A 26,992-nucleotide genomic window follows, 5' to 3' on the forward strand; every position below is an offset into this window, starting at 1 on the left:
TTTCCATACCATCCGGGGAGGTAATGATTAAATGGAAGAAAGCAAGTCGACGACGGAAGCAGCAAAGCAACTGGGAATCGGGGCGAGCACCCTTCGTAAATATGCAGCGGCGCTGGAGGAACAGGGGTATGTGTTTCAGCGTTCCGCTAATCAGTCTAGAATGTTCAGCGCTGAGGATGTTGAGTGCTTGAAGGTGATGCGGAGGGCGCTGCGTGAGCAGCATATGACGATGGAGCAATCCGTTCAGGTGGTACTTGAGAGAATAACCGCTCCCTTCCAACAGGAGGATGAAGAATTCCGCTTGCCACCCGTCTCGGATGCTGAGTCACTGACCGCAACCTGGCAAGAAATAATGGCGGCGGCTGAGAGCAGAGAAGAAACGACCATTCAGAAGGAAGCTGCTGCTACGGTTGAACTGACAGAGTTAGAAGATGAAATGAGTATTCAGGAATTGCCGGAGGAACCCATGGAACCGCAGGAGCAGTTTCAGGCTTTGACACCAACCATTGAATATAGATTGACGCAAACATCTGTATCCGAACAAACGCAGGAGTCCGTAGAGCAACCAGAGCTGGCGCAGATGCAGGATATGGTGCAAACCGCTTTGTTAGAAATGCGGAGCCGTTTGGAAGAGCTGGAGGCAGAGCATAGCCGTTTGGTGGAGAAAAATGTTAGCTTATCTAACCAGCTGGAGGACCATAAACGTTGGATGAAAGAAAGAGTCGAGGAAGAACGGGATCGTCAGTTAATCACCAATTTACGTACCTACCAGGGCCGACAACGCAAAACGCGCAGTTCGCTGCTGTCCTGGCTCGGTCTGACACCGCGTAGCCGTAGAGAGGCATAACGATCATTATTTTGTCTAATAAGACCATCAGACCTTTTTGGTTCTGATGGTCTTTTAGTGCATTGTGTTTGTTCGCTTTGAGGTATGAGGTGTTAGGATCTGACTTCTTCGAAGATTAATAATTCCTGATTTAATATGGAAAAGTATAAAGAAGAGATAAGAGGAATCTTTAATTTTATGTAGAAATATCTTTTAAATCTACAAGGTTCAACGGCGTATTCTTCGAAATCACAGTAAAAAACAATTAGAAGCGGTCGTTCAGAATTATCAGGATCATGATGGGAATTATGGATTAAAGGCAGGAGAAATTCGATGAAGAAACAAAAGGAAGATATGAAGCTAAGTAAAATAATGAGCAAAATGCTGCGACACAAGCCTGAGGAATCCGGGCTTAAGTTAGACATTACAGATGGCTCCTGTACTGTAGAACACTTAATTCAAATCATTCAAAGCTTGCCAGGCTGGTCAGGTATAAAGCAGATTGATATTGAGCGGATCGTGCGCAATTCAGATAAGCAGCGTTTTGAAATCCTTAACGGTCGAATCAGAGCTAGATATGGGCATAGCTATCAAAAGATAGAGTATACTCCTGGGAATCCACCAGATGTACTATACCATGGTACGAATAAGCAAGCATTGCCATTTATTATGGCAGATGGTTTAGATCCTGTTGGTAGACAGTATGTACATTTATCCGAAAGCACTAACTTTGCAGCATTGGCAGGGAGCCGAAGAGGTGAATTGGTCATGCTCAAGGTAAACGCGATTAAAGCAAGAGAAGAGGGGATCGCCTTTTATTATGCAGGGCATGAGGTATGGCTTGCCGAGTGGATTCCTTGGGAATTGTGCAGTATTGATGATGAAGAGAGCAGCAGTGGAGAGATTAATACATAATGCTAGTACCCAAAATAAACAGGCATTCGCCGCAAAAATGGGGGAATGCCCCCTTACACATTAGACCAGGTCTACATACAATGATTCTGTAAATGAGCGAAAGGAGTGCTGCACATGAGTGGAGTAGGCGGTTGGGGTCACGGTATGGGAGCCTGGACATCTGTAGGAGCGATTCTGGTACTATTTATATTGCTGGTGATTATCTCCAAGACCCTGTTTCTATAACTTCGGTCATAGCCGATTTCCTGTAAAATACACTGATGTTGCTCTACATGACAAAGGGCGCACAACAATAAAGCGAAGACCCTTGATGAGAAGGGTCTTCGCTTTATAAGTTTAAGGAGCCTGTGGCTTCGCTGCTTGGTTTACATTATATTTCGTCACTGTTTTCTATGGTGTGGATAGGAATTGGTGTAATGACGATATTTATTCTTGTAACTCAAGACTGTAGGGACTTGGCCTGAAATTCTGCAATATCCTTGAACTCTTCTTCAAATTTACGCGAAATACGAATATAGATCGGCAGTAAATCGCGATAGATATCTACATGCTCTGGCGCAGGTTTATGCTGATGAGTGGTGCCGATCATACTAGATACTGCATCTAGCGAATCAATTCGCCCCAACGCATACAAGCCTAGAATAGCTGCACCCAGGCATGAGCTTTCCAGACTTTCTGGAATAATGACTTCTTGATCAAAAATATCCGCCATGAGCTGCCTCCATAGCTCGGAACGTGCAAATCCACCCGTGGCGTGAATGACTGACGGTCTGTCGATGACCTCCTCCATGGCGAGCATGACTGTGTACAGATTGAACAGTACGCCCTCCAGTGCGGCACGAATCATATGCTCTTTTTTGTGACGGAGGGACAGGCCGAAAAAGGAGCCGCGCGCATTAGGGTCCCACAGAGGAGCGCGTTCGCCGGATAAGTACGGAAGGAAAAGCAGACCGTCCGAGCCAGGACGCACCTGTTCCGCGATTTGGGTCAGTACATGATACGGATCAATTCCTAGGCGTTTGGCAGTTTCCACCTCAGAGGCTGCAAATTCATCCCGTATCCAGCGGAACACGATACCGCCATTGTTTACCGGGCCGCCGATAACCCACAGCTTTTCGGTCAGGGCATAACAGAAAAAGCGTCCTTTATTATCGGTGAGAGGCTTATCAATTACAGTCCGGATGGCTCCGCTGGTGCCGATGGTAACAGCGACAACTCCAGGCTTGATTGCATTCACACCGAGGTTGGACAAGACACCGTCGCTGGCTCCGATCACAAAAGGGGTCGTCTCCGATAAGCCCATGTCATGTGCATAGGTCGCATCCAGTCCTTTCAGCACATGAGTTGTCGGCACCAACTCAGACAGTTGCTCCTTCCTCACCCCTGCAATGGTGAGCGCTTCCTCGTCCCAATCCAGCTGCTTCAAATTCATGAGTCCGGTAGCGGAGGCGATCGAATGATCCACAACATATTGGTGGAATAGACGGGCAAAGACATATTCTTTTATAGAAATAAATTTGTACGTCTGGGCTGCAACATCCGGTAAATCCCGTGTAATCCACATCAATTTCGTCAGTGGCGACATAGGATGAATAGGTGTTCCAGTGCGTAAATAAATATCGTGTCCGTTGTATTTATGCTTGAGCGCTTCAGCCCATTTGGCACTACGGTTATCTGCCCAAGTGATGGAGCCAGTCAGTGGCTTACCATTCTTGTCCACCGCCAGAACGCTGTGCATAGCCGAACTGAAGGAGACGAACAGTACATGTTCGGCGGGTACTCCGCTTTGTGTCATGACCTCTTGCACTGTCGTTACGACAGCTTTAAAAATATCTTCAGGGTCCTGTTCTGCTGCATCCGGCTCGGGTGTATGGAGTGGATATTCCACATGATGCTGCGCAGCAATATTGCCGCTTTCTTCGAAAAGCACTGCCTTGGTACTGGTCGTGCCGATATCGACGCCGATCATATATCGGGTGTTGGTCATGTTCAATCTCCTCCTCACTTACCTTATTAGCTATTATCGTTAAATTAACACATTCAGCAGCATAATCAAACCGAATGCGACCAGGGAGAGGATGGTTCATAACATTCAAAAAAATGAAGGCAATAATATGTATAGATAAATGTATACTTGTCGACAATCTAGTCTAAAAAGAGAACCGCGTCAGTTGGAGTGCGCATGGGACTGGCCCCATAAAGGACGCGATACATTTGGCCTTTGTCAGGTATGTTCCGGCTAGGATCATGTCTTTTTATAGGAGGACAATACGCTATCGTTAACCGCGTTGCGAGTGTCCCGGTAATGTTCCTCAATGAGTCGGGATAACTCTTGATCATTCCCTTGTTTTAAAGCATTTGCGAAGGTGCGGTGCTTGTGAATCGTGACTTGAGATTCTTCGATGTTGGACGCAAATCGTTGTTCCGTCGCGGCCAGCATAACCGTCAGGATCAACTGTCTCATGCCATTCCAGGTATGGAGAATACGGGTATGGCCTGCTCCCAGAACCAGAGCTTCATGAAAATTAAAATCTTGAAGAGAAAATTCAGCGATATCTCTGTGCTTGAGAGCGACTTCCATTTTGTCGATCATCTGATTTAAAGTGGTTACCAATATGGTGTTATCCTTATGTACATACCTTTGAACAACAAAATGCTCGATTAGCATTCGTACGTCGAATAGCTCCTCCATATCAGCGGGTGTCATGCCGATCACAACCGCCCCCATACGCTCCAAGCGGATAAGTCCTTCGCCCGAGAGTACTTTCATGGCTTCACGCACAGGAGAACGACTGGTACCAAAATCAGTAGCAATCTGATTTTCAGATAGAACAGTGCCGGGCGTCTGCATACCGCGTATAATCTGAAGCCGGAGCATACAAGTAATCCTTTCTCCGAGTGATGCGCCTTGTAACCAGGTTGTTGGATATTTCATAGAATACTCCTATCCTGCAAATAATTTTGCATACTTGTATACAAATTATGGAGTATTATATATCCCGTTTAGGCCCTTGTAAACGGTATCAATTGACATCGGTTCCATTTCACTGCTTTTAGCGTTACAATAGAAGCAGAAAAAGAAACAGTGAAAAGTGGAACGAACACGGATAAGAAGGAGAACGTTTAATGATTATCATTAAAACCAAAGAACAAATTGAAAATATGAAAAAAGCTGGCGAAATTTTGGCTGCCTGCCACCGGGAAATTGCCAAAATGATTAAGCCAGGTATTACGACACTGGAAATTGACGCCTTTGCGGAATCATTTATGAAGAAGCATGGGGCAACACCGGAGCAAAAGGGATATAATGGCTACCAGTTTGCAACTTGTGGTTCACCTAATGATGTAATTTGCCACGGCTTTCCGAACAAAACACCGTTGAAGGACGGCGACATCGTGACGATCGACATGGTTGTGAACTTGAATGGCTGGCTGGCGGATTCTGCTTGGTCGTATGCGGTAGGGAATGTGTCTGAGCAGGCACAAAAACTGTTGGACGTTACCAAAGAGTCTTTGTATAAAGGAATTGAGCAAGCCGTTGTTGGTAATCGGATCGGCGATATTTCCCATGCAATCCAAACTTACGCGGAAGCCGAAGGCTTCTCAGTCGTACGCGAATTTATTGGGCATGGCATCGGGGAAGAAATGCATGAGCAACCGCAGGTGCCACATTACGGACCTCCGCACCGTGGACCACGCTTGAAAGAGGGTATGGTCATTACAATTGAGCCGATGCTCAACACAGGCACATACCGCAGTAAAATTGATGCAGACGGCTGGACCGCACGTACGTTGGACGGCGGTTTGTCGGCACAATATGAGCATACGCTGGCAATTACAGCAGACGGTCCAATTATTTTGACGCAGCAATAAAAGCAGCATCCAATAGTAGTTTACAGATGAGCGAACAAAATGAGTTAGACATATTACGGAAAAGGGGGGTGTCCAGTGGGGCAGCCCCTTTTTGCTACGTACATTCTATTAAGAATTTTTTGGTGCTGATCCACCGCCATTTTTAAACAATTGTTGGATTTCACTTTTCGTACTCTAAAACACATGAAGGTTTTCATGGTATTCAAAAACAAGGTCATTTTCTGACTCAGTTAATGGTGCATACTCTAAAGCAACGCCTACATTATTGACCGCCCATTCTAGGCGTCCGCAATGTCATCAAGCCACTATGCATGAAAAGCATTTTTTAGATGCAATAGATCTGTTCAAATACTCGCGTGGGTTATAATGAAGAAAACAAATTCAAAAATTGATGGACATAATAGTAGAACTGATATTTTTAAGTCAATTGTTTATTATTAACTGGGATTATTTTCATGTTGTAATCAACAAAACAAAATGGTATATTAATTGAGCTGACAACAAAACAGCCGTTTCACAAGATGATAAATAGGGCCAAATAATCTTCGTAAAAAGAAGAAAAAAATAACCCTTGCATTTTTGAAGCGAACATGATATGATCTTATAGCTGCTGAAAAACGCAGCGAAGAAAAAGTTTGATCTTTGAAAACTGAACAACGAGTGAGTAAACTGATTTTGTTCGCAAAATCAAACAAGAGATATTTTATCTCGTCAGTTTCAAATGAGCTAATCGCTCTTTCAATAAACCAACTTCGGTTGGTCTTTAATGGAGAGTTTGATCCTGGCTCAGGACGAACGCTGGCGGCGTGCCTAATACATGCAAGTCGAGCGGGGTTACTTAGAAGCTTGCTTCTAAATAACCTAGCGGCGGACGGGTGAGTAACACGTAGGCAACCTGCCCACAAGACAGGGATAACTACCGGAAACGGTAGCTAATACCCGATACATCCTTTTCCTGCATGGGTCCTCAAGATGAGATTTCCCAGTATGTAAGACCCCTTGAAGACGACGAGGTAGATAGGTTGGGGGTGGAAGTGCAGTAATGCATGGAGCTGACCAATACTAATCGGTCGAGGGCTTATCCTAAGATAAGACGCAATGAAGTTTCGGATCCAGTTTTCAGGGTGTAACACCTTGAAGGTAGAATTTACACTGTAAATTCATGTTTGGTGGCGATAGCGGAGGGGTTCCACACGTACCCATCCCGAACACGACCGTTAAGCCCTCCAGCGCCGATGGTACTTGGACCGCAGGGTCCTGGGAGAGTAGGACGTTGCCAAGCAACGAGTAGAGAACCATGATCTTATTAAGATTATGGTTCTTTTTTTGTATTTAGGTGTAATTTAGAAACATCCTTACAAAAGTAAGGTAACATTTTTGTTACGGAATGCAAGAGCAAACCCTGTATAATATAGGTATTGAATCCCATACACATACGCTGCTATATTGCAGAATTATGCAAACTCCATTATAGGATTTTGTATAGTCAATCAGGCTGGTAAGGAGGGAAGATCATGCGGCGAAATAAATGGCTTGCTCTATTGGTGCTATTCAGTGTCGCTGTCGCGATTCTTACCGGGTGCGTGGAGGAGGAGCCTTCTTGGACATCGTTTGAGGGCGCTGCTAACGAGAAGACGTTTCCGGTTCCCAAAGAAGCTAGTAAAACCGATCGGGCAAGCAGCAATTCGGACATGGACTATGTACGCTATGCATTGCCAGCGTTGAAGGAAAGCGATAGTCTACCTGTTCCTTATTTGGAGGAGATTGCAGCTTGGGGCTGGACTGAGGAACCGAGTTTATCTACTTCCAATCAGAAGGTGTTCCAGAAAAATAAACACATGGTGCATTTGTCTGTGCATGATGGTTCTTTTACCGTATTGGTTCCAAAAGACAGAAAAGCCGCTGTGAAGAGTAAAAGTGTAGACCTTAATTAAGCTTAAGGTTTTCAAAAAGGTACGCAACATAAGATGTATTGTAGGGTCAGAGTTAACTCATAGCGTATTGTTTGCTATGTGTATAATGATGAATGATAGATGGGGAAGCACTTGAAACTGCCGTTGTGTAGAAAGTGGCTTCCTTTTATATATTTGTATATCGATTTATATATTTGTGTATCGATCGAATTATCTACATAATAATGAAGTAGAACTGTAAGTAAAGCCCTATTTAATAATAGAATAAAGCAATTATAGAGGATAAAATATAAGAAAAGGAGCAACCGGCTTGGGTTGCTCCTTTTTATGTTTTAGACTGAATTGATGGTTGGGGGAATATATGAGTTGAAGTTCCGATCTGTACAGATACTAAGTGAACTGATTTTTACTGTTGATAGTAGGAGGCTTCTTCATCAGTGAACTTCAACATGCCGTCTTTTCTCTCCCCTGTAAGCCGACCCAAGACGTACAAACGCGGTGCAATGAGCCAAAGGTGCCAAAAGAGTAAGGATACGGTAAAGGCTGGTGGAGACCAGAGAATGAACACGGCTGACAAGCAAATACCAATCCAGAGTGTATGTATGTGTACACGACGAAAAATACTATAGCCTATGTACTGGTCTGTCATATAGCCTAGCCATGGCAGCCTGCGATGAAACGTCCAGCGTTTGCGAAAGGCTGTCCCCTTACCTATGTATAGGACAGATCGCGAGATTACGAAGTGTACCCATAAGGTTAGTAAAAAGGCAAGAGCAAACAAAAATACACTCGTCCAGGAAAAGGCCAGAAGCAGAAAGAGAAGCATAATAACAGGCAGTGTGAGGTGACTCCATATCAGCTGACGCGGTATATTGATTTTCTTGATGAGCTTGTAGTGATAGTAGGTAGCTTTGGTTCCGGTTTCTTCTATCATGCGAACAGTCCTTTCATTAATCTGCTGCATCACAAGTGCTTCCCGTCCACAGCCGGAAAAAGGGACGGTACTTTCGCTCATGCCGCTTTAATAAGCATCAATTGTTTTTTATAAATGTGTAGAAACGACATCATCTAGCGTTAGCCAACCTATTCTATAAGTACAGGAAAAGCTCTCACGGATGAAGGGGGCACAAGGCTTCGATGAAAGGGTATCCAGACATAGAAGCTTTTCTTATTATATCGGCATATGCGGCTGTTTTTTTAAACATACGGGGTACAAACACCATAAAAGCCCAAGGAGAATATATATAGGGTATATCGTCAAACTGGGCTATGAAAAGGTTTAAAATAGTAGAAAGTGACCCATACTAATAGTAAAAGAAACAAGGTGGGATGGATATGCATGATCAAGGTGACCACCGCTGCATCATATGCGGACAACACAAACATGAAGGCATTTTTATCGTTTCCGAGTTTATCTGTGATACGTGTGAAGCCGAAATGGTGCACACGGATGCAACTGATGCCAAATATCATTTTTTTATTGATCAACTAAAGCAAATTTGGGTACAGAAAAATGCATAATAACCTTCGCTAGCTAGTGTTTGAAGGGTTGCAATCTAAGGTCTGTCGATACGGGCCTTTTTTTCTGTGAGTAAAAGTAGGATTCCGCTTGATTTTACGATAAAATAGGGTAGATATAAAGCTTTGTTTGGAAGGATTGCAGAATGATGGGGAAAAAGACGGTCCAAGCACCATTAGTGGAAGCTCTAATACGTTACAGATCTCAGGGAAATGTTTCTTTCCATGTACCCGGCCATAAAAATGGACAAGTCTATAGGCATGAGGAATTGGCAGCTCTGTTGCAAGAGGTGATGTCTATTGATGCAACGGAGATTACCGGACTGGATGATTTGCATCACCCAGAAGACGTGATCCGTGAGGGACAGGAGCTGGCTGCGAAGTGCTTTGGTGCAGAAGAGAGCTTTTGGCTTATTGGAGGCAGTACGGTCGGCAATTTGGCTATGATTTTGACCGTATGTACGGAGCCGGGAGATGTACTACTGGTACAGAGAAATGTACACAAATCTGTTCTGAACGGTCTCATGTTATCAGGGGCCAAGGCCGTATTCTTAGAACCGGAAGTAGATACACTAAGTGGGCTAGCAGTTGCTCCATCGACAGACACGATCAAGGCTGCACTTAAGGCCTATCCATTGGCTAAAGGGGTGTTACTCTCGCTGCCCAACTATTATGGGATGGGGCATGATCTGATGGATACAGCTAAAGCCTGCCATGCAGCCCAGGTTCCTTTAATGATAGATGAAGCACATGGTGCTCATTATGGGCTACATCCTCGTCTGCCAGTCTCTGCTCTTTCCTGTGGGGCTGATGTAGTCGTCCAATCGACACATAAAATGCTTTCTGCTATGACTATGGGAGCAATGTTACATGTTCAAGGGCCGAGAATTCATCGAGAACTGCTCCGTCAGCGGCTGGCTATGGTGCAAAGCTCCAGTCCTTCGTATCCATTAATGGCCTCGCTGGATTTGGCAAGATGGTATATCGATGCTTATGGCACGGATGCTTTTACTGAGGGCTTAGCGGCTGCAGACGCCTTTAGAAAGGGGATGGAGCAGCTTCCACGCTTTCGCTTGGTAGAGCCTACACAACAGGCAAATGAAGAGTGTGAAGCGCGGAAAGGGATCTCAGAGGCCTTGGAAAGTGCTGTGAAGAGGAGAAGAGGCTACTCAACTCAGGACCCTTTTAAAATGGTGCTGTATGATACATGGGGTGTACTAGATGGCTTTGGGTTAAGGCGTGAGCTGGAGACTTACGGATGTATTCCGGAGATGAGTGACGAAAAGCATGTTGTTTTATTGTTTACATTAAGCTCTACAGCTAGGGATGCGAGTCACCTGTTGCAGGCTCTTGTGCATATAAATAATGATATAAGATTTAGGGAGACGGCTTGTGAGCAGGAGTTAACAGGGAAAGAGCAGCAGAGACTAGAATTAGATTTTTCCACGTGGAACAATGATGAAATGAAGGCTTACTCCAGTCCGGTGCAGTTTGGGCTTCAACCGATTCATCCGGATCAGATGGAAATCGTGCCTGTGGAGGAATCGGCTGGCAGGATAGCTGCTGAAATGATTATCCCATATCCTCCAGGTATCCCGCTGCTGTATGCAGGGGAAACGATCACAGAAGTGATTGCTCTACGGATGGCCCGTTTACGTGAGCTAGGAGCTAAATGGCAAGGGGTAGCAGATGAAAGTATGCTTACAATTCGGGTATTCCGTTTACAATAAAGATTAGATGCTAGAGAATGAACAAATACAGAAGACTGGATAAAAGAAGCATACGCAGCCTGTAGGTGACTTTTATTTTTCAGTCAGGAAAGCAGGGAGTAACATGAATCGCAAAGGTATTTTTATTACGCTGGAGGGGGGAGACGGCTCCGGTAAGACAACCATGATCCAACGGCTAGCGAAGTTTATGGAGGAAGAGGGACATCCAGTCGTTACGACGAGGGAACCGGGCGGCATCGAAATTTCTGAAAAGATTCGTTCTATCATTCTGGACCCTGCTCATACCAGTATGGATGCCAGAACAGAGGCGCTTTTATATGCGGCGGCGCGGCGTCAGCATTTGGTGGAGAAGGTGAAGCCGGCTATTGAACAAGGAGCTATCGTATTATGTGATCGTTTTGTGGACAGTAGTCTGGTCTACCAAGGGTTTGCAAGAGGGATTGGCATTGAAGAGGTAGCTTCGATTAATCGCTTTGCGGTAGATGATTGGGAGCCGGATGCCACGTTTTATCTGGATATAGAACCCGAATTAGGATTGGCAAGGATTAATGCGTCACGGGGAGAGGAAATGGATCGCCTTGATATGGAGAGCATATCATTCCATCATAAGGTGAGAGAGGCTTATCTGGAGCTGGCTCGCAAATACCCAGAACGAATTACGGTTGTGGATGCATCTCCCGCACCAGAGCAGGTAGAGCAAGTATTGAGGGCTTTGCTGAAAAAGCGGTTTATTCAGAATTTTACCGTATAAATGTCGAAGGATATACGGTAAAATTGAGCTAGGGACAAGGTGTCCCTAGTATGACTTGAAGGAGGAATACAGGATGAAGCTGATTATTGCGATTGTACAGGATAAGGACAGTAATAGATTATCCAGCGGACTGGTGAAGGCTAACTTCCGTGCTACCAAATTAGCCAGTACAGGGGGATTTCTGCGTGCAGGCAATACGACATTTATGATTGGTGTCGATGACAATCAGGTAGACTCGTTGATGAATGTCATTCGCAGCAGTTGCAAGGTACGTGAACAGCTGGTCACACCCGTTACCCCTATGAGTGGGACGACGGACTCCTATCTGCCGTTACCTGTTGAAGTGCAGGTGGGTGGAGCGACCGTTTTCGTGATGCCTGTAGACCGTTTCGAGCATTTCTGAAGCTACACAATAGAACCTATTCTGCCGATAAGATAGGGGAAACACCTGTTTCTCGCTCATATGATGGGAATGAGGGGTAGGTCCACTAATACGGCAGCGCTACAGCGCAGCCCCCGGAAAAGCCGAAGAGCTCCTGAGTTCTCTATTGAACTGTTCGTGAAGAGGAAGACGGAAGGCGTCCGGGGAGAAAGCAGGTTTATATGAAAATAAATCCGGGCTACCGCCCTTTACGTAGCACATTGTCTACAAATGAAACGAGTGCCAAGCCAATTCAGCCGAAAAGTTTCTCCGATGTTATGCAGCAAAATGGGGAGCAGGCCTCGAAGGAGGAATTGAACCGGCGCTTTAAGGAAATCCAAATGCAGGGAGACCGGCTTGCTCGCTCAATGACGATTCGTGAGTTGAAGGCCTATAAGATGCTGGTCAAACGGTTTCTGGAAGATACAGTTCGGCGAGGTGTGTCTATGAAGGACACAAAGGGCTGGGATCGCCGGGGACGTAGTAAGCGTTATAAGCTGATTGATGAAGTGGATGACATATTGCTCAAAATGGCAGATGAGCTGCTCGAAACGGAGCAAGGGAAGATTGAGCTTTTACAAGGAGTCGGTGAGATTAGAGGCTTGCTGATTAATCTTTCATTTTAAAGGCAGTCTTAGATTATAAATGAATACAGACGGGCTGTTGCCACGATGGAATAATCTGCTTGCTGATCATGCTGGCAGATTATTTTTGACTATATGCATGTGGGCAAACGTAATATGCAAACAGCAGTATAGTTATACTGAAGAATAGTGATTTGAAGGTGAGATCATCGGAACAGCAACCAACTCGCCCAGGAAAACAGCGATTAGCTGATGGTTCATCGTTGTTTTCAGTGGAGAAAGTGAGGGAACATGTCTTTCCAACATATATTGGGACAGGATGTAGCCAAAAAAATGCTGCAAAGTGCATTACGGAATCACACAGTCAGCCATGCTTATGTTTTTAGCGGGCCGCAGGGAAGCGGGCAGATGAACATGGCACAGACCTTTGCCAAGGCTTTATTTTGTGAGCGGCAGACGGATGATGCATGTGGAGAGTGCTTGTCATGCCGCAAGGTAGAACACGGGAATCATCCGGATTTGCACATTGTAGAGCCCGAGGGGGCAACGATTAAAATTGATCAGATTCGCGGTCTTCAACGGATATTTTCATATAAATCCGAAAGCTCCAATCCGAAGGTATATATCATTCGGCAGGCGGATACCATGACAGTGCAAGCTGCTAATAGCCTGCTTAAATTTTTGGAGGAGCCGCAGGTTCCTGTGGTCGGTATACTCATTTCTGAAAATGGACAGGCATTGCTGCCTACAATTCAATCGCGGACACAGCAGGTACCTTTCCACGCTTTACAGCCTGAAGTGATGATGCAGGCGTTAATTGGGGAAGGCTATACGGCAGGACTTGTCCGGTCAGTGGTTCATATGGCTTCAGGACTGGAATCATGTAGAGAAATTCTCCAGCAGAATTGGTTTGCAGAAATTAGAAACGTAGTGTTACAATTAGTGAAGGAGTCCATGAGCCGGGGGAGTTCGTCGATTATTCTGGCTCAACAGAAGATTTTTAAAACTGGACTTTCTGAACACCTGGATATTCTGTTTCATCTGTTTCATTTGTGGTTCAAGGATATGCTTCATTTCCGTTACGGAAGGCACGAAAGCATTGTTTTCATAGATCATTTGGAGTCCGTCTCCAAATTGGCAATCACCCGCAGCACGGAACAATGGGTCTCTTATATGGATTTGGCCGCGAATTGCAGGAAGAAGCTCCGTTTTCACGTCAACGGACAATTATGCGTGGAGCAGCTTCTGATTGGATTGTCCGATACAAGCGGTTTTATCACCGGCTAACAGAAAGGCGCGCTTGTTCCACTCTGCACAATCCGCGACGCCAGGTTCCCGGTTTGTGCGACAGTGAGACTTCAATTGCGGCCATTCGTACAATGTCGGCTACAAATGAGGTTTAGTGGCATACAAGGGGGTTAATTTTTGTATAGTGTAGTGGGTGTCCGTTTCAAGAAGGCGGGCAAGACTTATTATTTTGATCCGCTGGATCTTCCAGTGGAGAAAGAAAACTGCGTCATAGTAGAGACCGCACGCGGGATTGAATATGGCAAGGTTGTGGTGGGCAAAAAAGAAGTAAATGATTCAGATGTTGTCCTACCCTTAAAAAAAGTCATTCGTATTGCCGGAGATGATGACGCTCTTGTTGTAGAAGAGAATAAATTGGCGGCCAAGGATGCATTCGGTACGTGTTTAAATAAAATTAAAGACCATAACCTTAAAATGAAGCTGGTAGATGTGGAATTTACATTTGACCGCAATAAGATCATTTTTTATTTTACGGCAGAGGGTCGGGTTGATTTTCGAGAGCTTGTAAAGGATTTGGCCAGCATTTTTCGTACACGAATTGAGCTGCGGCAGATCGGAGTACGGGATGAGGCTAAAATGCTTGGTGGAATCGGACCTTGCGGACGTATTCTGTGTTGTTCCTCATGGCTGGGAGATTTTGACCCGGTATCTATTAAGATGGCGAAGGATCAGAGCTTGTCGCTGAATCCGACGAAGATTTCCGGGTTGTGCGGAAGATTGATGTGCTGTCTCAAATTTGAACATGATAACTACGAAAGCATGCGAGAAGAGCTACCTCAGGTAGGTAAGATGGTTATCACCTCTCTGGGAGAAGGTAAAGTCGTAGGCGTCAATGCAGGCCATCGTACGGTACATGTTCAACTGTTTGAGATCAGTAAGGTCAAGGAACTTCCAATGGACGATGTAGTCGTCAAGTAAACCATTAGGTTGCTTCGGGGTGGAAACTTGGATAAATTAAATGTTTTTGCGCGTATTCACGAAATGGAAACCCAAATGGGACAGTTGCATAGCGATCTGGGTGAATTGAAACTGGCAGTAAAAGAGCTGCTGGAGGAAAATCAACGACTAACGATTGAAAACGAACAGGTGCGCAAGATGCTCAAACGTGAAGCCTCTGGAGAAGAAAAGACGGCGAGTAAGCCTGAGATTTCTCCTCCGATCGTTGTTAAGGATGAAGAGGAGACGGGTGAGGTCGTGGGCGAAGGCTACGACAATCTGGCAAGGCTGTATCATGAAGGATTTCATATATGCAACGTGTATTACGGACATTTGCGAACGGAAGGCGATTGCCTCTTCTGTCTGTCATTTTTGAATAAATAAAAACAAGCCGTAGGAGTAAGATGCCTACGGCTTTTTTGTAAGAAAGTATGAGTATAAAGCGATTTTGGTTATAGGACAGGAGAACATTATGTACGAAAATGAAAATAAGTCTGAACGAATTGATGATCTGCTTTCACATAATCTGCGTATTATCCAAAGTGATGAAGTGTTCAGCTTTTCGATGGATGCAGTCTTGCTGGCACGATTTGCTGGTATTCCATATCAGCGTGGGAAGATTCTCGATTTGTGCACAGGTAACGGAGTTGTTCCCCTACTGTTGACGACACGTACCAAAGCATCTATTGAAGGAATTGAGATTCAACCACGCTTGGCAGATATGGCAAGACGGAGTGTCAGTTTGAACGGATTAGAAGCAGCGATTCAGATCCGGGAAGGAGACCTGCGTGAGCTGGTTCAAATTACGGGACATGGCGTTTATGATGCGATTACTGTGAATCCTCCCTACATGCCGCTAAATGGTAGCGATATCAAGCTGAATCCTCATCAAGCCATTGCCCGCCATGAGGTGAACTGTACACTGGAAGAAGTCATTCAGGCATGTACTCAGCTTGTCCGTAATGGAGGGAAAGTATCAATGGTTCATCGCCCACAGCGGCTAGGTGAGATTATAACCTTGATGCGCAGCTATAGTCTGGAACCCAAGCGGATACGTTTTGTTCACCCACGGGTTCATATGGAAGCAAATATGGTACTTGTTGAAGCAATGCGTGACGGTAAACCGGAGGTTCGTCTGTTACCCCCACTCATTGTATATCAGGAAGATGGGAACTATACTCAGGAAATAAGAGAAATCTATGGAGAAGTCAGCAAGGGGGATTCCGTGTGACGGCAGCTGTACAAAAAAGCTTTAGTAACCGTGAAGAGGAACGGGGAAAGTTATACCTCGTTGCCACACCGATTGGCAATCTGGAAGATATGACCTTTAGGGCGATTAACACTCTAAAGTCATGCAGTATTATCGCTGCCGAGGATACGCGGCAAACACGCAAACTGCTCACACATTTCGACATCACGCCGGAAATGCTCTTCAGTTATCATGAACATAATAAGACTGCCAGTGGGCCTGAGCTGATACGTTATATAATAGAAGGAAAAAATTTGGCACTGGTTAGCGATGCTGGTCTACCAGCCATCTCCGATCCTGGTTCAGATCTGGTCAAGCTGGCACTTGCAGCAGATATCAGCGTTATTCCTATTCCCGGGGCAAATGCGGCACTATCGGCTTTAATCGCTTCAGGTCTGAATACGGAGAGGTTTACCTTCGCTGGTTTTCCACCAAGGGAGAAAAAGGATTTAGAGAAGTTGTTGCAATCATTTCAGGTATCCCATGGCACGATTCTTTTTTATGAATCGCCTCATCGAATTGTTAAGACGTTGACGGTATTAAAGGAAACATTAGGATCACGCAAAGTGGTGCTTGCTCGTGAACTGACCAAGCTGCATGAGGAATGGGTGCGGGGAACGGTGGAGCAGTGTCTTGCAAAACTAGAGGAAAACCCGCCGATTGGTGAATACTGTCTGGTCGTTGAGGGGAAAAACGAAGCGGAAGAGGAACAGGAACGTCAGGCATGGTGGCAAGACTTATCTTTGGAGTCTCATGTCGCGCATTACGAGTCAGAGGGGCTTTCCCGCAAGGATGCCATGAAGCGTACAGCCACGGACCGTTCAATTTCCAAAAGGGATGTGTACAACGCACTCTTATGAGTACATGTATAAACAAAAAAGGGCCTTCCAACGGTTGGGTTCAAACCGTGGAAGGCAACAAGGAGTATATATGAAAAAGGTTAGAATTAACAATCTCTGATAAGTCTATTATATACTAAAATTCTCAGTTTGTCACAGGTGTTGGGATTTCAGAAATGCAATCTTGGCAAACAATTTTCCCTTTGAAGTAAATTACGTTCTCAGCATTGCCGCAGAAGATACAAGCAGGCTCGTATTTTTTAAGCATGATGCGCTCGCCATCAACGTAAATTTCCAAAGCGTCTTTCTCTCCGATTCCCAGGGTACGGCGCAATTCGATTGGAATAACTACACGTCCGAGCTCGTCAACTTTTCTTACAATACCAGTGGATTTCATCATAATAAATCAGGCTCCTCTCGCCGTTTAAAATAATATAAGTGTCATGATTCGACAAAATTTTCTCTTTTCTGATATTTACTATACCAACGATTCCCAAAACAGTCAACCTTAAAAAAGTAGTAACAGCCTAATTATGCAAAAATATTTAGAACAAAGAGCTTTATTCATGTGGATTACCTTATTTTACAGATGATTTGTCTTATTTGTCGATTTGGAAATGTCGAAAAACGATAATTCGACAAAATACGACAAACGATGTCGAATAAGGGAGAGCGTTTAGGATTTTATTGTATTTTAATCCATTATTCCGAATATTAAAGGAGTTGATATCTTGCACCAGCCACTCAGTGAAGAAAAGGTTTTTAAGGACCCGGTACATAATTACATCCATGTTCAGGATACAGTGATATGGCGGTTGATCAATACGCCGGAGTTCCAACGCTTACGACGCATTCGGCAGTTAGGCACATCTTATCTTACGTTTCATGGAGCGGAGCACAGCCGGTTTTCACATTCATTGGGCGTGTACGAGATTACGAGACGTATTATTTCTCAATTTGAACGTGGAGATTTCCCCGACTGGCCGAAGGAAGAGAGACTGGTCGCTCTGTGTGCCGCTCTGTTGCACGATGTGGGGCATGGGCCATTTTCTCATTCGATTGAAGAAGCCTTTCATATGAACCACGAGGATTGGACATGTCGCATCGTACTGGGCGACACGAAGATCAACGCAGTGCTACGGCAAGTCGATGAGAAGCTGCCACAACAGGTGGCTGCGGTTATTGCCAAAACGTATGATAAGCCGATCGTAGTCAATCTGGTAACAAGTCCGCTCGATGCTGACCGTATGGATTATTTGTTGCGGGATGCTCATTCGACAGGTGTTAACTACGGGACGATTGATTTGGATCGTATTTTACGTCTGCTGCGTCCACATAACGGGCGAATTGTTGTGAAGGAGTCGGGTATGCATGCAGTTGAAGATTATCTAATGTCACGCTACCAGATGTACTGGCAAATTTATTTCCATCCTGTAACACGCAGTTCGGAAATCCTGTTGCGTAAAATTTTCAAGAGAGCAAAGGAATTGTTCAAAAATGGATATGAGTTTGGTTTTCTGCTTGATCCGCTGCCTGATCTGTTCAAAGGAGAGCTTACCGTGGAGCAGTATTTGATGCTCGATGAGTCTTTGATTCAGACAGTGTTTAGCCAATGGAAACGAGAAAAGGACGAAATTTTAAGTGATTTGAGCAGTCGGTTTATGGACCGTAGATTGTATAAATATGTAGAGATTGAAAATATGGATACAGATACTGTTAACCATATTCGAGAGGCATTGGAAAAGGCTGGATTGAACCCGGAATATGATCTTGAAATTGATTTTCCGACAGATCTTCCTTATGATGTGTTTCGAAAGGGCGGTTCAACGGACAACCAAATTTTGCTGCTCGGACGTCAGGGCGAGGTGCGGGAAATATCTGAAGTTTCGGAAATCGTACGTTCAATAAGTGGTATTCACCGTGGAAAATATCATATGTATTTTCCCCAGAATAAACTGAACGGGGTAAAACACAGGCTTCCTGCCGAAATAAGGAATTATTTTGTCAAACAATAGACAAACATATAGAAATGTAAGTAAAAAGAGGAGATGAAAACCTTGGATTTATTCGACACTCATACTCACTTGGATGCACCACAATTTGACGAGGATCGTGAAGAAGTTATAGCACGTGCTGTCGAATCAGGAGTAACACGGATGATCAATATCGGATTCAATCGTGAGACCATTCCATCCACCATGAAGCTGGCTGAAACGTATGATTTTATTTATGCGGCTGTTGGGTGGCATCCCCAGGATGCCATTACAATGCAGGAAGCGGATTTAGAATGGATTGCATCGTTATGCAGTCATCAAAAGGTTGTAGCGATCGGAGAGATCGGTCTGGATTATTATTGGGATACGTCACCAAAGGATGTGCAGCAGCGGGTACTTCGAAATCAAATTGGCCTGGCACGTGAGCTCAACATGCCAATTGTTATCCATAATCGAGATGCACATGAAGATATTGTGAGGATTTTACGAGAGGAAAAGGCGAGCGAGATTGGCGGAGTCATGCACTCCTTTTCAGGGAGTTGGGAGACAGCCAAAATGGTGCTGGATATGGGTTTCCACCTTTCATTTGGTGGGCCTATAACGTTCAAAAATGCCAAGCAGCCGAAAGAGGTACTGGCCCAGGTTCCACTGGACCGTCTGCTTATTGAAACGGACGCACCTTACCTGACACCCCATCCGTTTCGCGGGAAGCGAAATGAGTCAGCACATGTGAGACTGGTGGCAGAGGCAGCCGCCCAAATTAAGGGAATTACGGTGGAGGAATTGGTATCCATTACTACTCAAAATGCCTTGGAACGATTTGACATTAAGTGAAAAGGCGAAGAAATCAATCAAAATAAAGAGTTAGACGGAGCTAATTATGATTTTGTTGCAGTAAACTCAGGAATATTACAAACTTTTAACCGAATTTTTTAAAAAATGTACTTGAAACCTGCTTTACAACATGCATGGAAACAGGATATCATCTTTTCAGTGAATTGTTGTTGAGTGTAAACATCAACAACTCATTTCATGAACCAGTCTCGCTGAGTCCCTTTTACAGGGAACGGGGGAACCGATATGGCTTACAGTACGTCCGGCGTATGTGCAGGAGAGAATGTGTCTTCAGCAGCCGGCTCGACCGAAATTCAAATCCCGGATGGGATTGAACAGGTAGAGAAGCCGTATTTCGATTTCTTTCTGGGTCTTCGGGGTGAATGTGAGGGCGACCGCCATGAGCGGTTGACCTAAGCTAGGGCGACTCTCTACGTCCGAACCCGACAGCTAACCCCGTAAGCGTAACAAGAGAGAAGCCATCTCGTGCATGAGTTTTCCCGCATATTCACACATGCCGGAAGCCACGAAAGAGCTCTCTAATCTCTTTCTTTGGCTTTTTTTGTTGTGAATAAAAGAAAATCTGTCATCATACTGTGGTTAAACAGGGGAGGACAGCATGCCGCGAAGACGGGTACATGGTGCAGGACAGTCGCAGTACGGGCTTGTCTTGTAGAAAATCTGTTATAGTCACGTCAACGATCAACTATGTCTTACTCCAGACGGCGGGCTATGTAAGGAGGACGGAGGAAATGGGCATTTTCCGAAAAGGGGAGACCACCCATGAGTCACGCTCATCCAGCATGTCTTACGTATTGCGTTGGAAGCAAGAGAATGTGCGCCAGGCGGTTTTGGTTGCTATTTTTCTAATCGCACTAACGATTATGATTTCAATTCTGATGTACACGCAATCTAAAAAACAAGTCTTTTTTGTCATTGATGGTAAGGCATCGGCGGTAGAAACCCGGGAATCCAAGCTCCAAGATTTGCTCAATGAGCATTCTATTTCACTTCAGCCGCATGATACAATATCCATGCCGCTAAACGGAGCAGTACAGGATGGGGACCGCGTAGTTATTAAACGTGCCAATCAGGTTAAAGTGTCCTCAGGCAATAAGACGAAAAAGCTGTACACAACAGAAAATACAGTAGAGGGTGCGATTCGCACATCGGGCTATAAATTATCATCAATCGATAAAGTTTACCCTGCATTGGATGCCTCTGTTTCGGCTAACATGGACATAAAAATCGTCCGTGTGAAGAAACAGCAGGTTGCACAGAAAAAACAGGTGCCTTATCAGGTCATCAAAACGGCGGATCCAAGTCTCTATAAAGGCGATAATCGAGTCATTCAAAGTGGCAAATCGGGTGTGGTGGTCCAGCACGTTCAAAAGGTATACCATGATGGAAAGCTGGTATCCAAACAGCTGATCAACAAGGAAGTCACACAGAATCGCGTGGATAAGGTAATTGCAGTAGGAACGAAGAAAAAACCGGTCGTTCTGGCTGCTTCCGTCGGCCCTAGAGATGCGGTTAAGGCGACAACGGTTAGTTCGGGCAATGCTGTCCGTAAAGCGGGAATTAATTTTAAATATAGCAAGGTTTTACAAAACGTCTCCATGACGGCGTACTCCTCACAGGAGTCAGGTATTGGTACACGTACGGCCTCCGGCACGCGTGTCACGGAAGGACGTACCATCGCTGTCGATCCGAGTATAATTCCAATCGGCTGGTGGGTGTATATTGAAGGGGTGGGCTTCCGCCGTGCGGAGGATACCGGTGGCGCCATTAAAGGCCACAAAATCGATGTGTATTATGAGAGTTTAGGCCGGGCCAACCAATTTGGTCGCAAGCACGGTAAAACCGTATATGTTATCGGACCTGTAAAGCCAGAAATCAACTAAAACAGGTTGTGTATGTTGAGGGCAATGCGATAGTATTAACAACATAGTTATGCCATGCTAAGAAGAGGATATCCTCTTCTTATTTTGTTTTCAAAAACAGGGAAAGATAAATATATGTTGCTGTGTAGCAGTGGAGGTAAATGAAGATGATCAAGGAAGTGATCGTGGTAGAAGGCCGGGATGACACGGTAGCCATTCGCCGTGCTGTCGAGGCAGATACGATAGAAACTGGCGGTTCAGCCATTAATAAAATGACGCTGCGCAAAATTGCATTGGCGCAGGAACGGCGGGGGGTCATTATTTTAACTGACCCCGATCATGCAGGGGAGCGTATCCGTAAAATCATCGCCTCCAAGGTCCCCGGCTGCAAGCAGGCTTTTATACCTGAGGCAGAGGCCACGCGCAAAGGGGATATTGGTGTGGAGAATGCCTCGCCAGAAGCCATCAGACATGCCCTCGCGCGGGTACATACGACAGTAGAGGACGCCGAACCACTGATTGAATGGGCAGACCTGATTGACGCTGGACTTATCACCCACCCAAATGCTGCTGCACGCCGAATGGCCTTGGGGAATATACTGGGTATTGGCTATTGTAACGGAAAGCAGCTGCATAAACGGCTCTCTGTATTTCAGATCAGCCGTGAGGAATTTGCCAGTGCGCTGGCACAAATTGAAAGTGAAGGATTGTGATATCCGTATGACAGGGATTCAAGATATAGCAACACCGCGGCGTACGAAGGAAATTATTCAAAGGCACGGTTTTTCGTTCAAAAAAAGCTTGGGACAAAACTTCCTGATTGACCAAAATATTCTGAGCAAGATTGTAAATGCTGCTGGATTGGATGATACGAAGGGCGCCCTTGAGATTGGTCCAGGGATTGGAGCGTTGACCGAGAAATTGGCGCAATCTGCTAAGGTAGTTACTGCTGTTGAGATTGATCAGCGATTGCTGCCCATTCTTGAAGAGGTGCTATCCCCTTACGAGCATGTAAAGGTTCGTCACGGAGACGTATTGAAGCTGGATCTACGTGAGGTGTTTGCAGCCGATTTTGCAGACGTGAGTAAGGTGAGTGTCGTGGCTAATCTGCCATATTACGTCACCACGCCTATTCTGATGCGGTTGCTAGAGGACAAGCTTCCTCTGGAGAATATCGTCGTTATGATTCAAAAAGAGGTAGCTGAGCGTATGGCTGCGTCCCCTGGTACAAAGGATTACGGCAGCTTGAGCATAGCCGTGCAATATTACAGCGAGCCTGAGTTAGTCTGCACGGTGCCGAATACCGTATTTATTCCCCAGCCGAATGTTGAATCGGCGGTTATTCGGTTGCGTGTACGAGAAGTCCCTCCGGTGGAAGTAGTGGACGAGAAGCATTTCTTTGAAGTGGTTCATGCCGCGTTTGCCCAGCGTCGTAAAACGATTTCCAATAATTTAAAAAGCCGCTTCTTCACCAAAGAGAACAGGGACACGCTGGAACCACTTTTGCAACAAGCGGGTATTGAACCTTCCCGTCGAGGGGAAACGCTGAGTATCGAGGAATTTGCGCGTCTCAGCGCCGTGCTGCTGGAGGCCGGAATATCCTAAACTGGAACCAAACTGTGCATTCACCCATACGATATAGGAGGGGTGATACAGTGTGATGAGTTTAGGAGACTTGGTCGTTCGGAAATCGTACGGCGGTGATGTCACGTTTCGCGTTGAAGACATCCAGCGGGATAAAGCGATCATTAAGGGGACGGAATTTAGGCTACTGGCTGATTCCCCGGTGAACGATCTGGTCAGAGTGCCTGCAGACCAGATTAGCGGTAAGACTCAACAGGCCCACATCAAGGCTGGGGAGTCTCTTAATCTTTTGCAACGGGCACGCCAGCAGCAAGCTGCCCGTAGTCAGGCGGCTCTGATTGGAGAGTGGAGTGATCCGGTGGAGTCAACGTATTTTGAAATGCCGGGAAAGGTTCTTCATCTGGATGGAGATCCCGGCTATTTAAGAAAATGTCTTAGTCTATATGAACAGCTCCGTGTTCCCGCAGAGGGACATCACGTTCACGAATCGGCAATGGCGGATACGTTATATCGACTGCTTCCCCGCATTCGTCCTGATATTGTAGTCATCACCGGACATGATGGTGTGTTGAAGCAACCACAGCCTTACGATTTGTATAGCTTGAAAAGCTATAAAAATTCGCAAAATTTTGTGGCAGCGATTCAGGTAGCCAGACAATATGAACGTCATCTGGATTCACTGACAATTGTAGCAGGGGCGTGCCAGTCCCATTTTGAAGCGCTGCTACGTGCAGGAGCCAACTTTGCCAGCTCACCGGGGCGCATCCTGATTCACGCTCTAGACCCCGTTTACGTGGCTGCCAAGGCCGCTTTTACATCGATCCGTGAAACGGTCAATATGGGAGACTTGTTTCACCAAACCATCAGTGGCAGCCGCGGAGTGGGTGGAATCGAAACAAGGGGAAGTTACCGCATCGGTTTGCCAAAGCTTGAAAATTTATCAACGCTAAAAGTAACGCCTTCAGCAATCTGAGATTTAAATGGCCTGATACGATTTTATCTAAACGAAAGCCTCTTTTTAGAGGCTTTTTGTCATTTTTTATGTATATTATTCCTGTTCGCAAAAAATTAAATTGACAACTTATTTTTTGTGTTGTTATAATATTTAGCTTGATTTGACAATCCCTCTAAAATTCGTTATAATGGACAAGGAAAGAGGTGGTCGTTAGGCAATGGCAAAAAATACGCTGTTGGAAATCAAACGCAGTCTCGACGCACATGTAGGGCAAAAAATTTTGCTGCGGGCTAACGGCGGGCGCCGTAAGACCGTCGAACGAACTGGTGTCTTGGAAGAAACGTACCCTTCTGTTTTTATTGTCAAGCTGGATCAGGAGCAACAGACGTTTAAACGTGTCTCCTATAGTTATGCTGACATTCTTACCGAGTCGGTGGAAGTCAGTGTATATGATCCCGACTCGCATACAAGCGTAGTCGAATATTTTGAAGCACCTTAATTTACGTGATTTATACCAGCTTTGCAGGTTTAACGGCGACCTCGTCATTTTTAAATGGCGGGGTCGTTTTGTATATACAAAGAAGCATGAAGCATGACATCTCTGCACATACTAAGCCGGGAATGATCTTCCTTATTCCATTGCCGAAGGAGGCGTAGCATGAGCCGAAGAAGACGGAGTATCATGTCGGAAGAGCTAAAGTACGAACTGGCCAAGGATCTTGGGTTTTACGACACGGTCAAGGAAGAGGGCTGGGGAGGCATCAAAGCCAAGGATGCAGGCAATATGGTCAAGCGGGCCATTCAACTCGCAGAGCAGGCGGCTTCTCGCAAATCGTAGCCATCGGTGGTGCTGATAAAAAGCGGGGATATCCGGGGTCAAACCAGGGCATCTCCGCTTTTTTGAACCTCATGACTTGACAGGCTGAGTCTGATATAATATGTTAAGCTGTCTTGAGGGAAAAGTTGAAGGTGGGTGAACGCCTTGAAAATATATGAAAAAGCACCGGCGAAAATTAATTTAATGCTTGATGTTCTACGTAAGCGTGACGATGGTTATCACGAGGTCGAAATGATTATGACGATGGTCGATCTATCGGACCGGTTGACGATGTCCGAGTTACCGCGTGATACGATTATTATTTCAAGTCAAGCTGGGTACATACCGCTAGATGAAAAGAACTTGGCTTTTCAGGCTGCGCGTCTGATCAAAGAACGTTATAACGTCTCTACAGGCGTCCACATTCATCTGGATAAGCATATTCCGGTGGCGGCAGGGTTAGCAGGCGGAAGCAGCGATGCTGCCGCAGCATTGCGTGGACTGAACAAGCTGTGGAAGCTCGGTATCTCGGATGCGGAATTACGGGTGCTGGGTGCTGAATTGGGTTCAGACGTACCTTTCTGTATTACAGGGGGGACAGCTTTAGCGAGCGGACGCGGAGAACTGCTCCAGCCGCTGCCGAATCCGCCACAATGCTGGGTGATACTTGCCAAGCCGCCGATTAATGTTTCGACTGCTGAAGTGTATGGTCGTGTCAAAGCGGATCAGATTACACACCACCCGTCTGCCCGGCAGATGGAGCAGGCGATTCGTAATGCTTCTTTTGCTGATGTATGCAACGCTCTGGGGAATGTACTGGAGGATGTGACATTAAAGCTGTATCCGGAAGTGGAGCATCTTAAAAACTCCATGATCCGTTTGGGTGCGGATGGCGTGCTGATGTCAGGCAGTGGACCAACAGTGTTCGGACTGGTGTCTAAGGAAGCCAAAGTGCCACGCATCTATAACGGACTAAGAGGTTTTTGCAAAGATGTATATGCAGTACGACTTTTGACCTGATTTTAATTATTTTTTTCATATTATAGTGGCAATTGTTGTACAAATACGTACGAAGATGATATATTTACTATTAAATATTCGGATTTTACTATATCACTTACATTCCGCCAGCAACCGGCCAGTCCGCCGGTGCTTTATTGTACGAAGCGGGCGGCAGGAAAATAGATCGCGAGGAATTGTTGTGAAAAAACTTAAAAGAAGCTCACGATTGGTGGAAATGACGCAGTTTTTGTTGTCACGGCCGCATACATTGGTGCCTCTTACTCATTTTGCAGATCGATACGGGGCAGCTAAGTCGTCTATCAGCGAGGATTTAGCTATTATCAAAGAAGTATTTGAGGATGAGGGTACTGGCGAGCTACTGACACTGGCGGGAGCGGCAGGTGGCGTCAAACTGATTCCAAGGCTCTCCAAGCAGCATGCGCTCGCGTTTGCGAACGACTTGTGCGCGCAACTGGAGCAGCCTGATCGCATATTGCCAGGAGGATACCTGTATCTGTCCGACTTGCTGGGCCAACCAGCAATGATGAACGAAGCGGGTAAAATATTTGCGACGGCTTTTGCCGATCGTCAGATTGATGTGGTTATGACTGTGGAGACAAAGGGCATTCCGCTTGCATATGCAACCGGAGCACAGCTCAATTTGCCAGTCGTGCTTGTACGGCGTGACCATCAGGTGACAGAAGGCTCAGCTGTAAGTATTAATTATGTTTCTGGATCACAAAAGAGCCTGCATACCATGTCTTTATCCAGACGTGCGATGCGTGAGAAATCACGTGTGCTCATCGTAGATGATTTTATGAAGGCCGGCGGCACGATACAAGGAATGGTCGATTTGTTAGCTGAGTTTGATGCTGAGGTAGCCGGTGTCGGGGTATTGGTAGAGTCGGGCGAGGTGGAGAACGAAGAGCGTCTGTTGCACGATTATATTTCACTGGCAAACCTGACCGCAGTCGATTCTCGAAGCAAACAAATTACAGTCAAGCTAGGGAATTATTTTGATGAGTTAACAGGGCAGTAAATTGTCACAATTCATCATAAA

At 45.6% G+C, this 26,992-nt stretch carries 29 protein-coding genes, 1 rRNA gene, 1 riboswitch and 1 other annotated feature; of the genes, 26 read left to right on the forward strand and 4 right to left on the reverse strand.

The features are described from left to right. Positions 1–31 precede the first annotated feature (31 nt). The 3 genes from ACQQ6X_RS02305 (at position 32) to ACQQ6X_RS02315 (ending at position 1,966) form a co-directional block, all read left to right on the forward strand. Positions 32–847: a MerR family transcriptional regulator gene (locus ACQQ6X_RS02305; protein WP_305167893.1), complete on the forward strand. Its 816-nt coding sequence runs from the start codon at positions 32–34 to the stop codon at positions 845–847. Between the two features lie 312 nt (positions 848–1,159). After that, positions 1,160–1,741: an RNA 2'-phosphotransferase gene (locus ACQQ6X_RS02310; RefSeq protein ID WP_305167894.1), complete on the forward strand. Its 582-nt coding sequence runs from the start codon at positions 1,160–1,162 to the stop codon at positions 1,739–1,741. A 114-nt stretch (positions 1,742–1,855) separates the two neighbouring features. Then, positions 1,856–1,966 (forward strand): YjcZ family sporulation protein, encoded by a 111-nt coding sequence (locus ACQQ6X_RS02315; protein WP_208738441.1) that lies wholly within the window; start codon positions 1,856–1,858, stop codon positions 1,964–1,966. A gap of 214 nt (positions 1,967–2,180) precedes the next feature. Here ACQQ6X_RS02315 and gntK read toward each other — a convergent pair whose 3' ends face one another. Both gntK and ACQQ6X_RS02325 read right to left on the reverse strand, forming a co-directional pair. Beyond that, positions 2,181–3,728, reverse strand: coding sequence for a gluconokinase (gntK, locus tag ACQQ6X_RS02320; RefSeq protein ID WP_305167895.1), 1,548 nt, complete (start codon positions 3,726–3,728; stop codon positions 2,181–2,183). Positions 3,729–3,986: 258 nt separating this feature from the next. Beyond that, on the reverse strand, positions 3,987–4,676 hold the full coding sequence (locus ACQQ6X_RS02325; RefSeq protein ID WP_305167896.1) for a GntR family transcriptional regulator: 690 nt from the start codon (positions 4,674–4,676) through the stop codon (positions 3,987–3,989). Between the two features lie 191 nt (positions 4,677–4,867). Between ACQQ6X_RS02325 and map the strand changes: the two genes are divergently transcribed. The 3 genes from map to ACQQ6X_RS02340 all read left to right on the forward strand — a co-directional run bounded on the left by map (position 4,868) and on the right by ACQQ6X_RS02340 (position 7,548). Then, positions 4,868–5,614 carry a type I methionyl aminopeptidase gene (gene map, locus ACQQ6X_RS02330; protein WP_013369117.1) on the forward strand — a complete coding sequence of 249 codons (747 nt, stop codon included), beginning with the start codon at positions 4,868–4,870 and terminating at the stop codon, positions 5,612–5,614. 990 nt (positions 5,615–6,604) lie between these two features. After that, positions 6,605–6,688: a sequence feature (23S ribosomal RNA rRNA prediction is too short), on the forward strand. Positions 6,689–6,779: 91 nt separating this feature from the next. Next, a 5S ribosomal RNA gene (gene rrf, locus ACQQ6X_RS02335) occupies positions 6,780–6,896 on the forward strand. Positions 6,897–7,128: 232 nt separating this feature from the next. Next, positions 7,129–7,548, forward strand: a complete 420-nt coding sequence (locus ACQQ6X_RS02340) for a hypothetical protein (protein WP_305167899.1) — start codon at positions 7,129–7,131, stop codon at positions 7,546–7,548. A 385-nt stretch (positions 7,549–7,933) separates the two neighbouring features. On the opposite strand, the gene ACQQ6X_RS02345 is transcribed toward ACQQ6X_RS02340, so the two are convergent. Then, on the reverse strand, positions 7,934–8,461 hold the full coding sequence (locus ACQQ6X_RS02345) for a hypothetical protein (RefSeq protein ID WP_063208426.1): 528 nt from the start codon (positions 8,459–8,461) through the stop codon (positions 7,934–7,936). A gap of 401 nt (positions 8,462–8,862) precedes the next feature. On the opposite strand from ACQQ6X_RS02345, the gene ACQQ6X_RS02350 reads away from it, so the two are divergent. The 10 genes from ACQQ6X_RS02350 (at position 8,863) to rsmI (ending at position 16,884) form a co-directional block, all read left to right on the forward strand. Further along, positions 8,863–9,048 (forward strand): sigma factor G inhibitor Gin, encoded by a 186-nt coding sequence (locus ACQQ6X_RS02350; RefSeq protein WP_013368656.1) that lies wholly within the window; start codon positions 8,863–8,865, stop codon positions 9,046–9,048. Positions 9,049–9,191: 143 nt separating this feature from the next. Further along, positions 9,192–10,775 carry an aminotransferase class I/II-fold pyridoxal phosphate-dependent enzyme gene (locus tag ACQQ6X_RS02355; protein WP_305167900.1) on the forward strand — a complete coding sequence of 528 codons (1,584 nt, stop codon included), beginning with the start codon at positions 9,192–9,194 and terminating at the stop codon, positions 10,773–10,775. A gap of 103 nt (positions 10,776–10,878) precedes the next feature. After that, positions 10,879–11,526, forward strand: coding sequence for a dTMP kinase (gene tmk, locus ACQQ6X_RS02360; protein WP_305167901.1), 648 nt, complete (start codon positions 10,879–10,881; stop codon positions 11,524–11,526). Between the two features lie 73 nt (positions 11,527–11,599). Further along, on the forward strand, positions 11,600–11,929 hold the full coding sequence (locus ACQQ6X_RS02365) for a cyclic-di-AMP receptor (protein WP_007427998.1): 330 nt from the start codon (positions 11,600–11,602) through the stop codon (positions 11,927–11,929). A gap of 200 nt (positions 11,930–12,129) precedes the next feature. Beyond that, positions 12,130–12,573 carry a YaaR family protein gene (locus ACQQ6X_RS02370; RefSeq protein ID WP_149034914.1) on the forward strand — a complete coding sequence of 148 codons (444 nt, stop codon included), beginning with the start codon at positions 12,130–12,132 and terminating at the stop codon, positions 12,571–12,573. A gap of 249 nt (positions 12,574–12,822) precedes the next feature. Then, a complete protein-coding gene (gene holB / locus ACQQ6X_RS02375) occupies positions 12,823–13,818 on the forward strand; it encodes a DNA polymerase III subunit delta' (RefSeq protein WP_305167902.1) in 996 nt (331 codons plus the stop codon). Between the two features lie 138 nt (positions 13,819–13,956). Next, positions 13,957–14,757 (forward strand): PSP1 domain-containing protein, encoded by an 801-nt coding sequence (locus ACQQ6X_RS02380; RefSeq protein WP_013368662.1) that lies wholly within the window; start codon positions 13,957–13,959, stop codon positions 14,755–14,757. Between the two features lie 27 nt (positions 14,758–14,784). Next, complete coding sequence (gene yabA, locus ACQQ6X_RS02385; protein ID WP_305167903.1) at positions 14,785–15,159, forward strand: DNA replication initiation control protein YabA; 375 nt, start codon at positions 14,785–14,787, stop codon at positions 15,157–15,159. A gap of 88 nt (positions 15,160–15,247) precedes the next feature. Next, the gene (locus ACQQ6X_RS02390; RefSeq protein ID WP_305167904.1) at positions 15,248–16,006 is read left to right on the forward strand and encodes a tRNA1(Val) (adenine(37)-N6)-methyltransferase; all 759 of its coding nucleotides are present in this window, start codon (positions 15,248–15,250) and stop codon (positions 16,004–16,006) included. Continuing rightward, the gene (gene rsmI, locus ACQQ6X_RS02395) at positions 16,003–16,884 is read left to right on the forward strand and encodes a 16S rRNA (cytidine(1402)-2'-O)-methyltransferase (RefSeq protein ID WP_305167905.1); all 882 of its coding nucleotides are present in this window, start codon (positions 16,003–16,005) and stop codon (positions 16,882–16,884) included. Before ACQQ6X_RS02390 ends, rsmI begins: the two co-directional genes overlap by 4 nt. Positions 16,885–17,008: 124 nt before the next feature. On the opposite strand, the gene ACQQ6X_RS02400 is transcribed toward rsmI, so the two are convergent. Further along, on the reverse strand, positions 17,009–17,263 hold the full coding sequence (locus tag ACQQ6X_RS02400) for an AbrB/MazE/SpoVT family DNA-binding domain-containing protein (RefSeq protein ID WP_007428005.1): 255 nt from the start codon (positions 17,261–17,263) through the stop codon (positions 17,009–17,011). Between the two features lie 331 nt (positions 17,264–17,594). Between ACQQ6X_RS02400 and ACQQ6X_RS02405 the strand changes: the two genes are divergently transcribed. The 10 genes from ACQQ6X_RS02405 (at position 17,595) to purR (ending at position 26,971) form a co-directional block, all read left to right on the forward strand. Further along, the gene (locus tag ACQQ6X_RS02405) at positions 17,595–18,878 is read left to right on the forward strand and encodes an HD domain-containing protein (protein ID WP_305167906.1); all 1,284 of its coding nucleotides are present in this window, start codon (positions 17,595–17,597) and stop codon (positions 18,876–18,878) included. A 42-nt stretch (positions 18,879–18,920) separates the two neighbouring features. Continuing rightward, a complete protein-coding gene (locus ACQQ6X_RS02410; protein ID WP_305167907.1) occupies positions 18,921–19,691 on the forward strand; it encodes a TatD family hydrolase in 771 nt (256 codons plus the stop codon). Positions 19,692–19,891: 200 nt separating this feature from the next. After that, positions 19,892–20,172: riboswitch (cyclic di-AMP (ydaO/yuaA leader) on the forward strand. A 271-nt stretch (positions 20,173–20,443) separates the two neighbouring features. Beyond that, positions 20,444–21,595, forward strand: coding sequence for a 3D domain-containing protein (locus ACQQ6X_RS02415; RefSeq protein WP_305167908.1), 1,152 nt, complete (start codon positions 20,444–20,446; stop codon positions 21,593–21,595). A gap of 146 nt (positions 21,596–21,741) precedes the next feature. Then, positions 21,742–22,287, forward strand: a complete 546-nt coding sequence (rnmV, locus tag ACQQ6X_RS02420; RefSeq protein WP_063208331.1) for a ribonuclease M5 — start codon at positions 21,742–21,744, stop codon at positions 22,285–22,287. Between the two features lie 7 nt (positions 22,288–22,294). Beyond that, positions 22,295–23,179, forward strand: coding sequence for a 16S rRNA (adenine(1518)-N(6)/adenine(1519)-N(6))-dimethyltransferase RsmA (gene rsmA, locus ACQQ6X_RS02425; RefSeq protein WP_305167939.1), 885 nt, complete (start codon positions 22,295–22,297; stop codon positions 23,177–23,179). Positions 23,180–23,234: 55 nt separating this feature from the next. Next, positions 23,235–24,131 (forward strand): sporulation peptidase YabG, encoded by an 897-nt coding sequence (yabG, locus tag ACQQ6X_RS02430; protein WP_063208429.1) that lies wholly within the window; start codon positions 23,235–23,237, stop codon positions 24,129–24,131. A 199-nt stretch (positions 24,132–24,330) separates the two neighbouring features. Beyond that, on the forward strand, positions 24,331–24,612 hold the full coding sequence (gene veg, locus ACQQ6X_RS02435; RefSeq protein ID WP_063208335.1) for a biofilm formation stimulator Veg: 282 nt from the start codon (positions 24,331–24,333) through the stop codon (positions 24,610–24,612). 159 nt (positions 24,613–24,771) lie between these two features. Continuing rightward, on the forward strand, positions 24,772–24,951 hold the full coding sequence (locus ACQQ6X_RS02440) for a small, acid-soluble spore protein, alpha/beta type (protein ID WP_063208337.1): 180 nt from the start codon (positions 24,772–24,774) through the stop codon (positions 24,949–24,951). A 144-nt stretch (positions 24,952–25,095) separates the two neighbouring features. After that, the gene (gene ispE / locus ACQQ6X_RS02445) at positions 25,096–25,950 is read left to right on the forward strand and encodes a 4-(cytidine 5'-diphospho)-2-C-methyl-D-erythritol kinase (protein ID WP_149034923.1); all 855 of its coding nucleotides are present in this window, start codon (positions 25,096–25,098) and stop codon (positions 25,948–25,950) included. A gap of 181 nt (positions 25,951–26,131) precedes the next feature. Next, on the forward strand, positions 26,132–26,971 hold the full coding sequence (gene purR, locus ACQQ6X_RS02450) for a pur operon repressor (protein WP_013368673.1): 840 nt from the start codon (positions 26,132–26,134) through the stop codon (positions 26,969–26,971). Positions 26,972–26,992: the final 21 nt, after the last annotated feature.

Origin of the sequence: Paenibacillus ottowii, assembly GCF_050516475.1 — a bacterium.
In the GTDB taxonomy this organism is placed as follows: domain Bacteria; phylum Bacillota; class Bacilli; order Paenibacillales; family Paenibacillaceae; genus Paenibacillus; species Paenibacillus ottowii.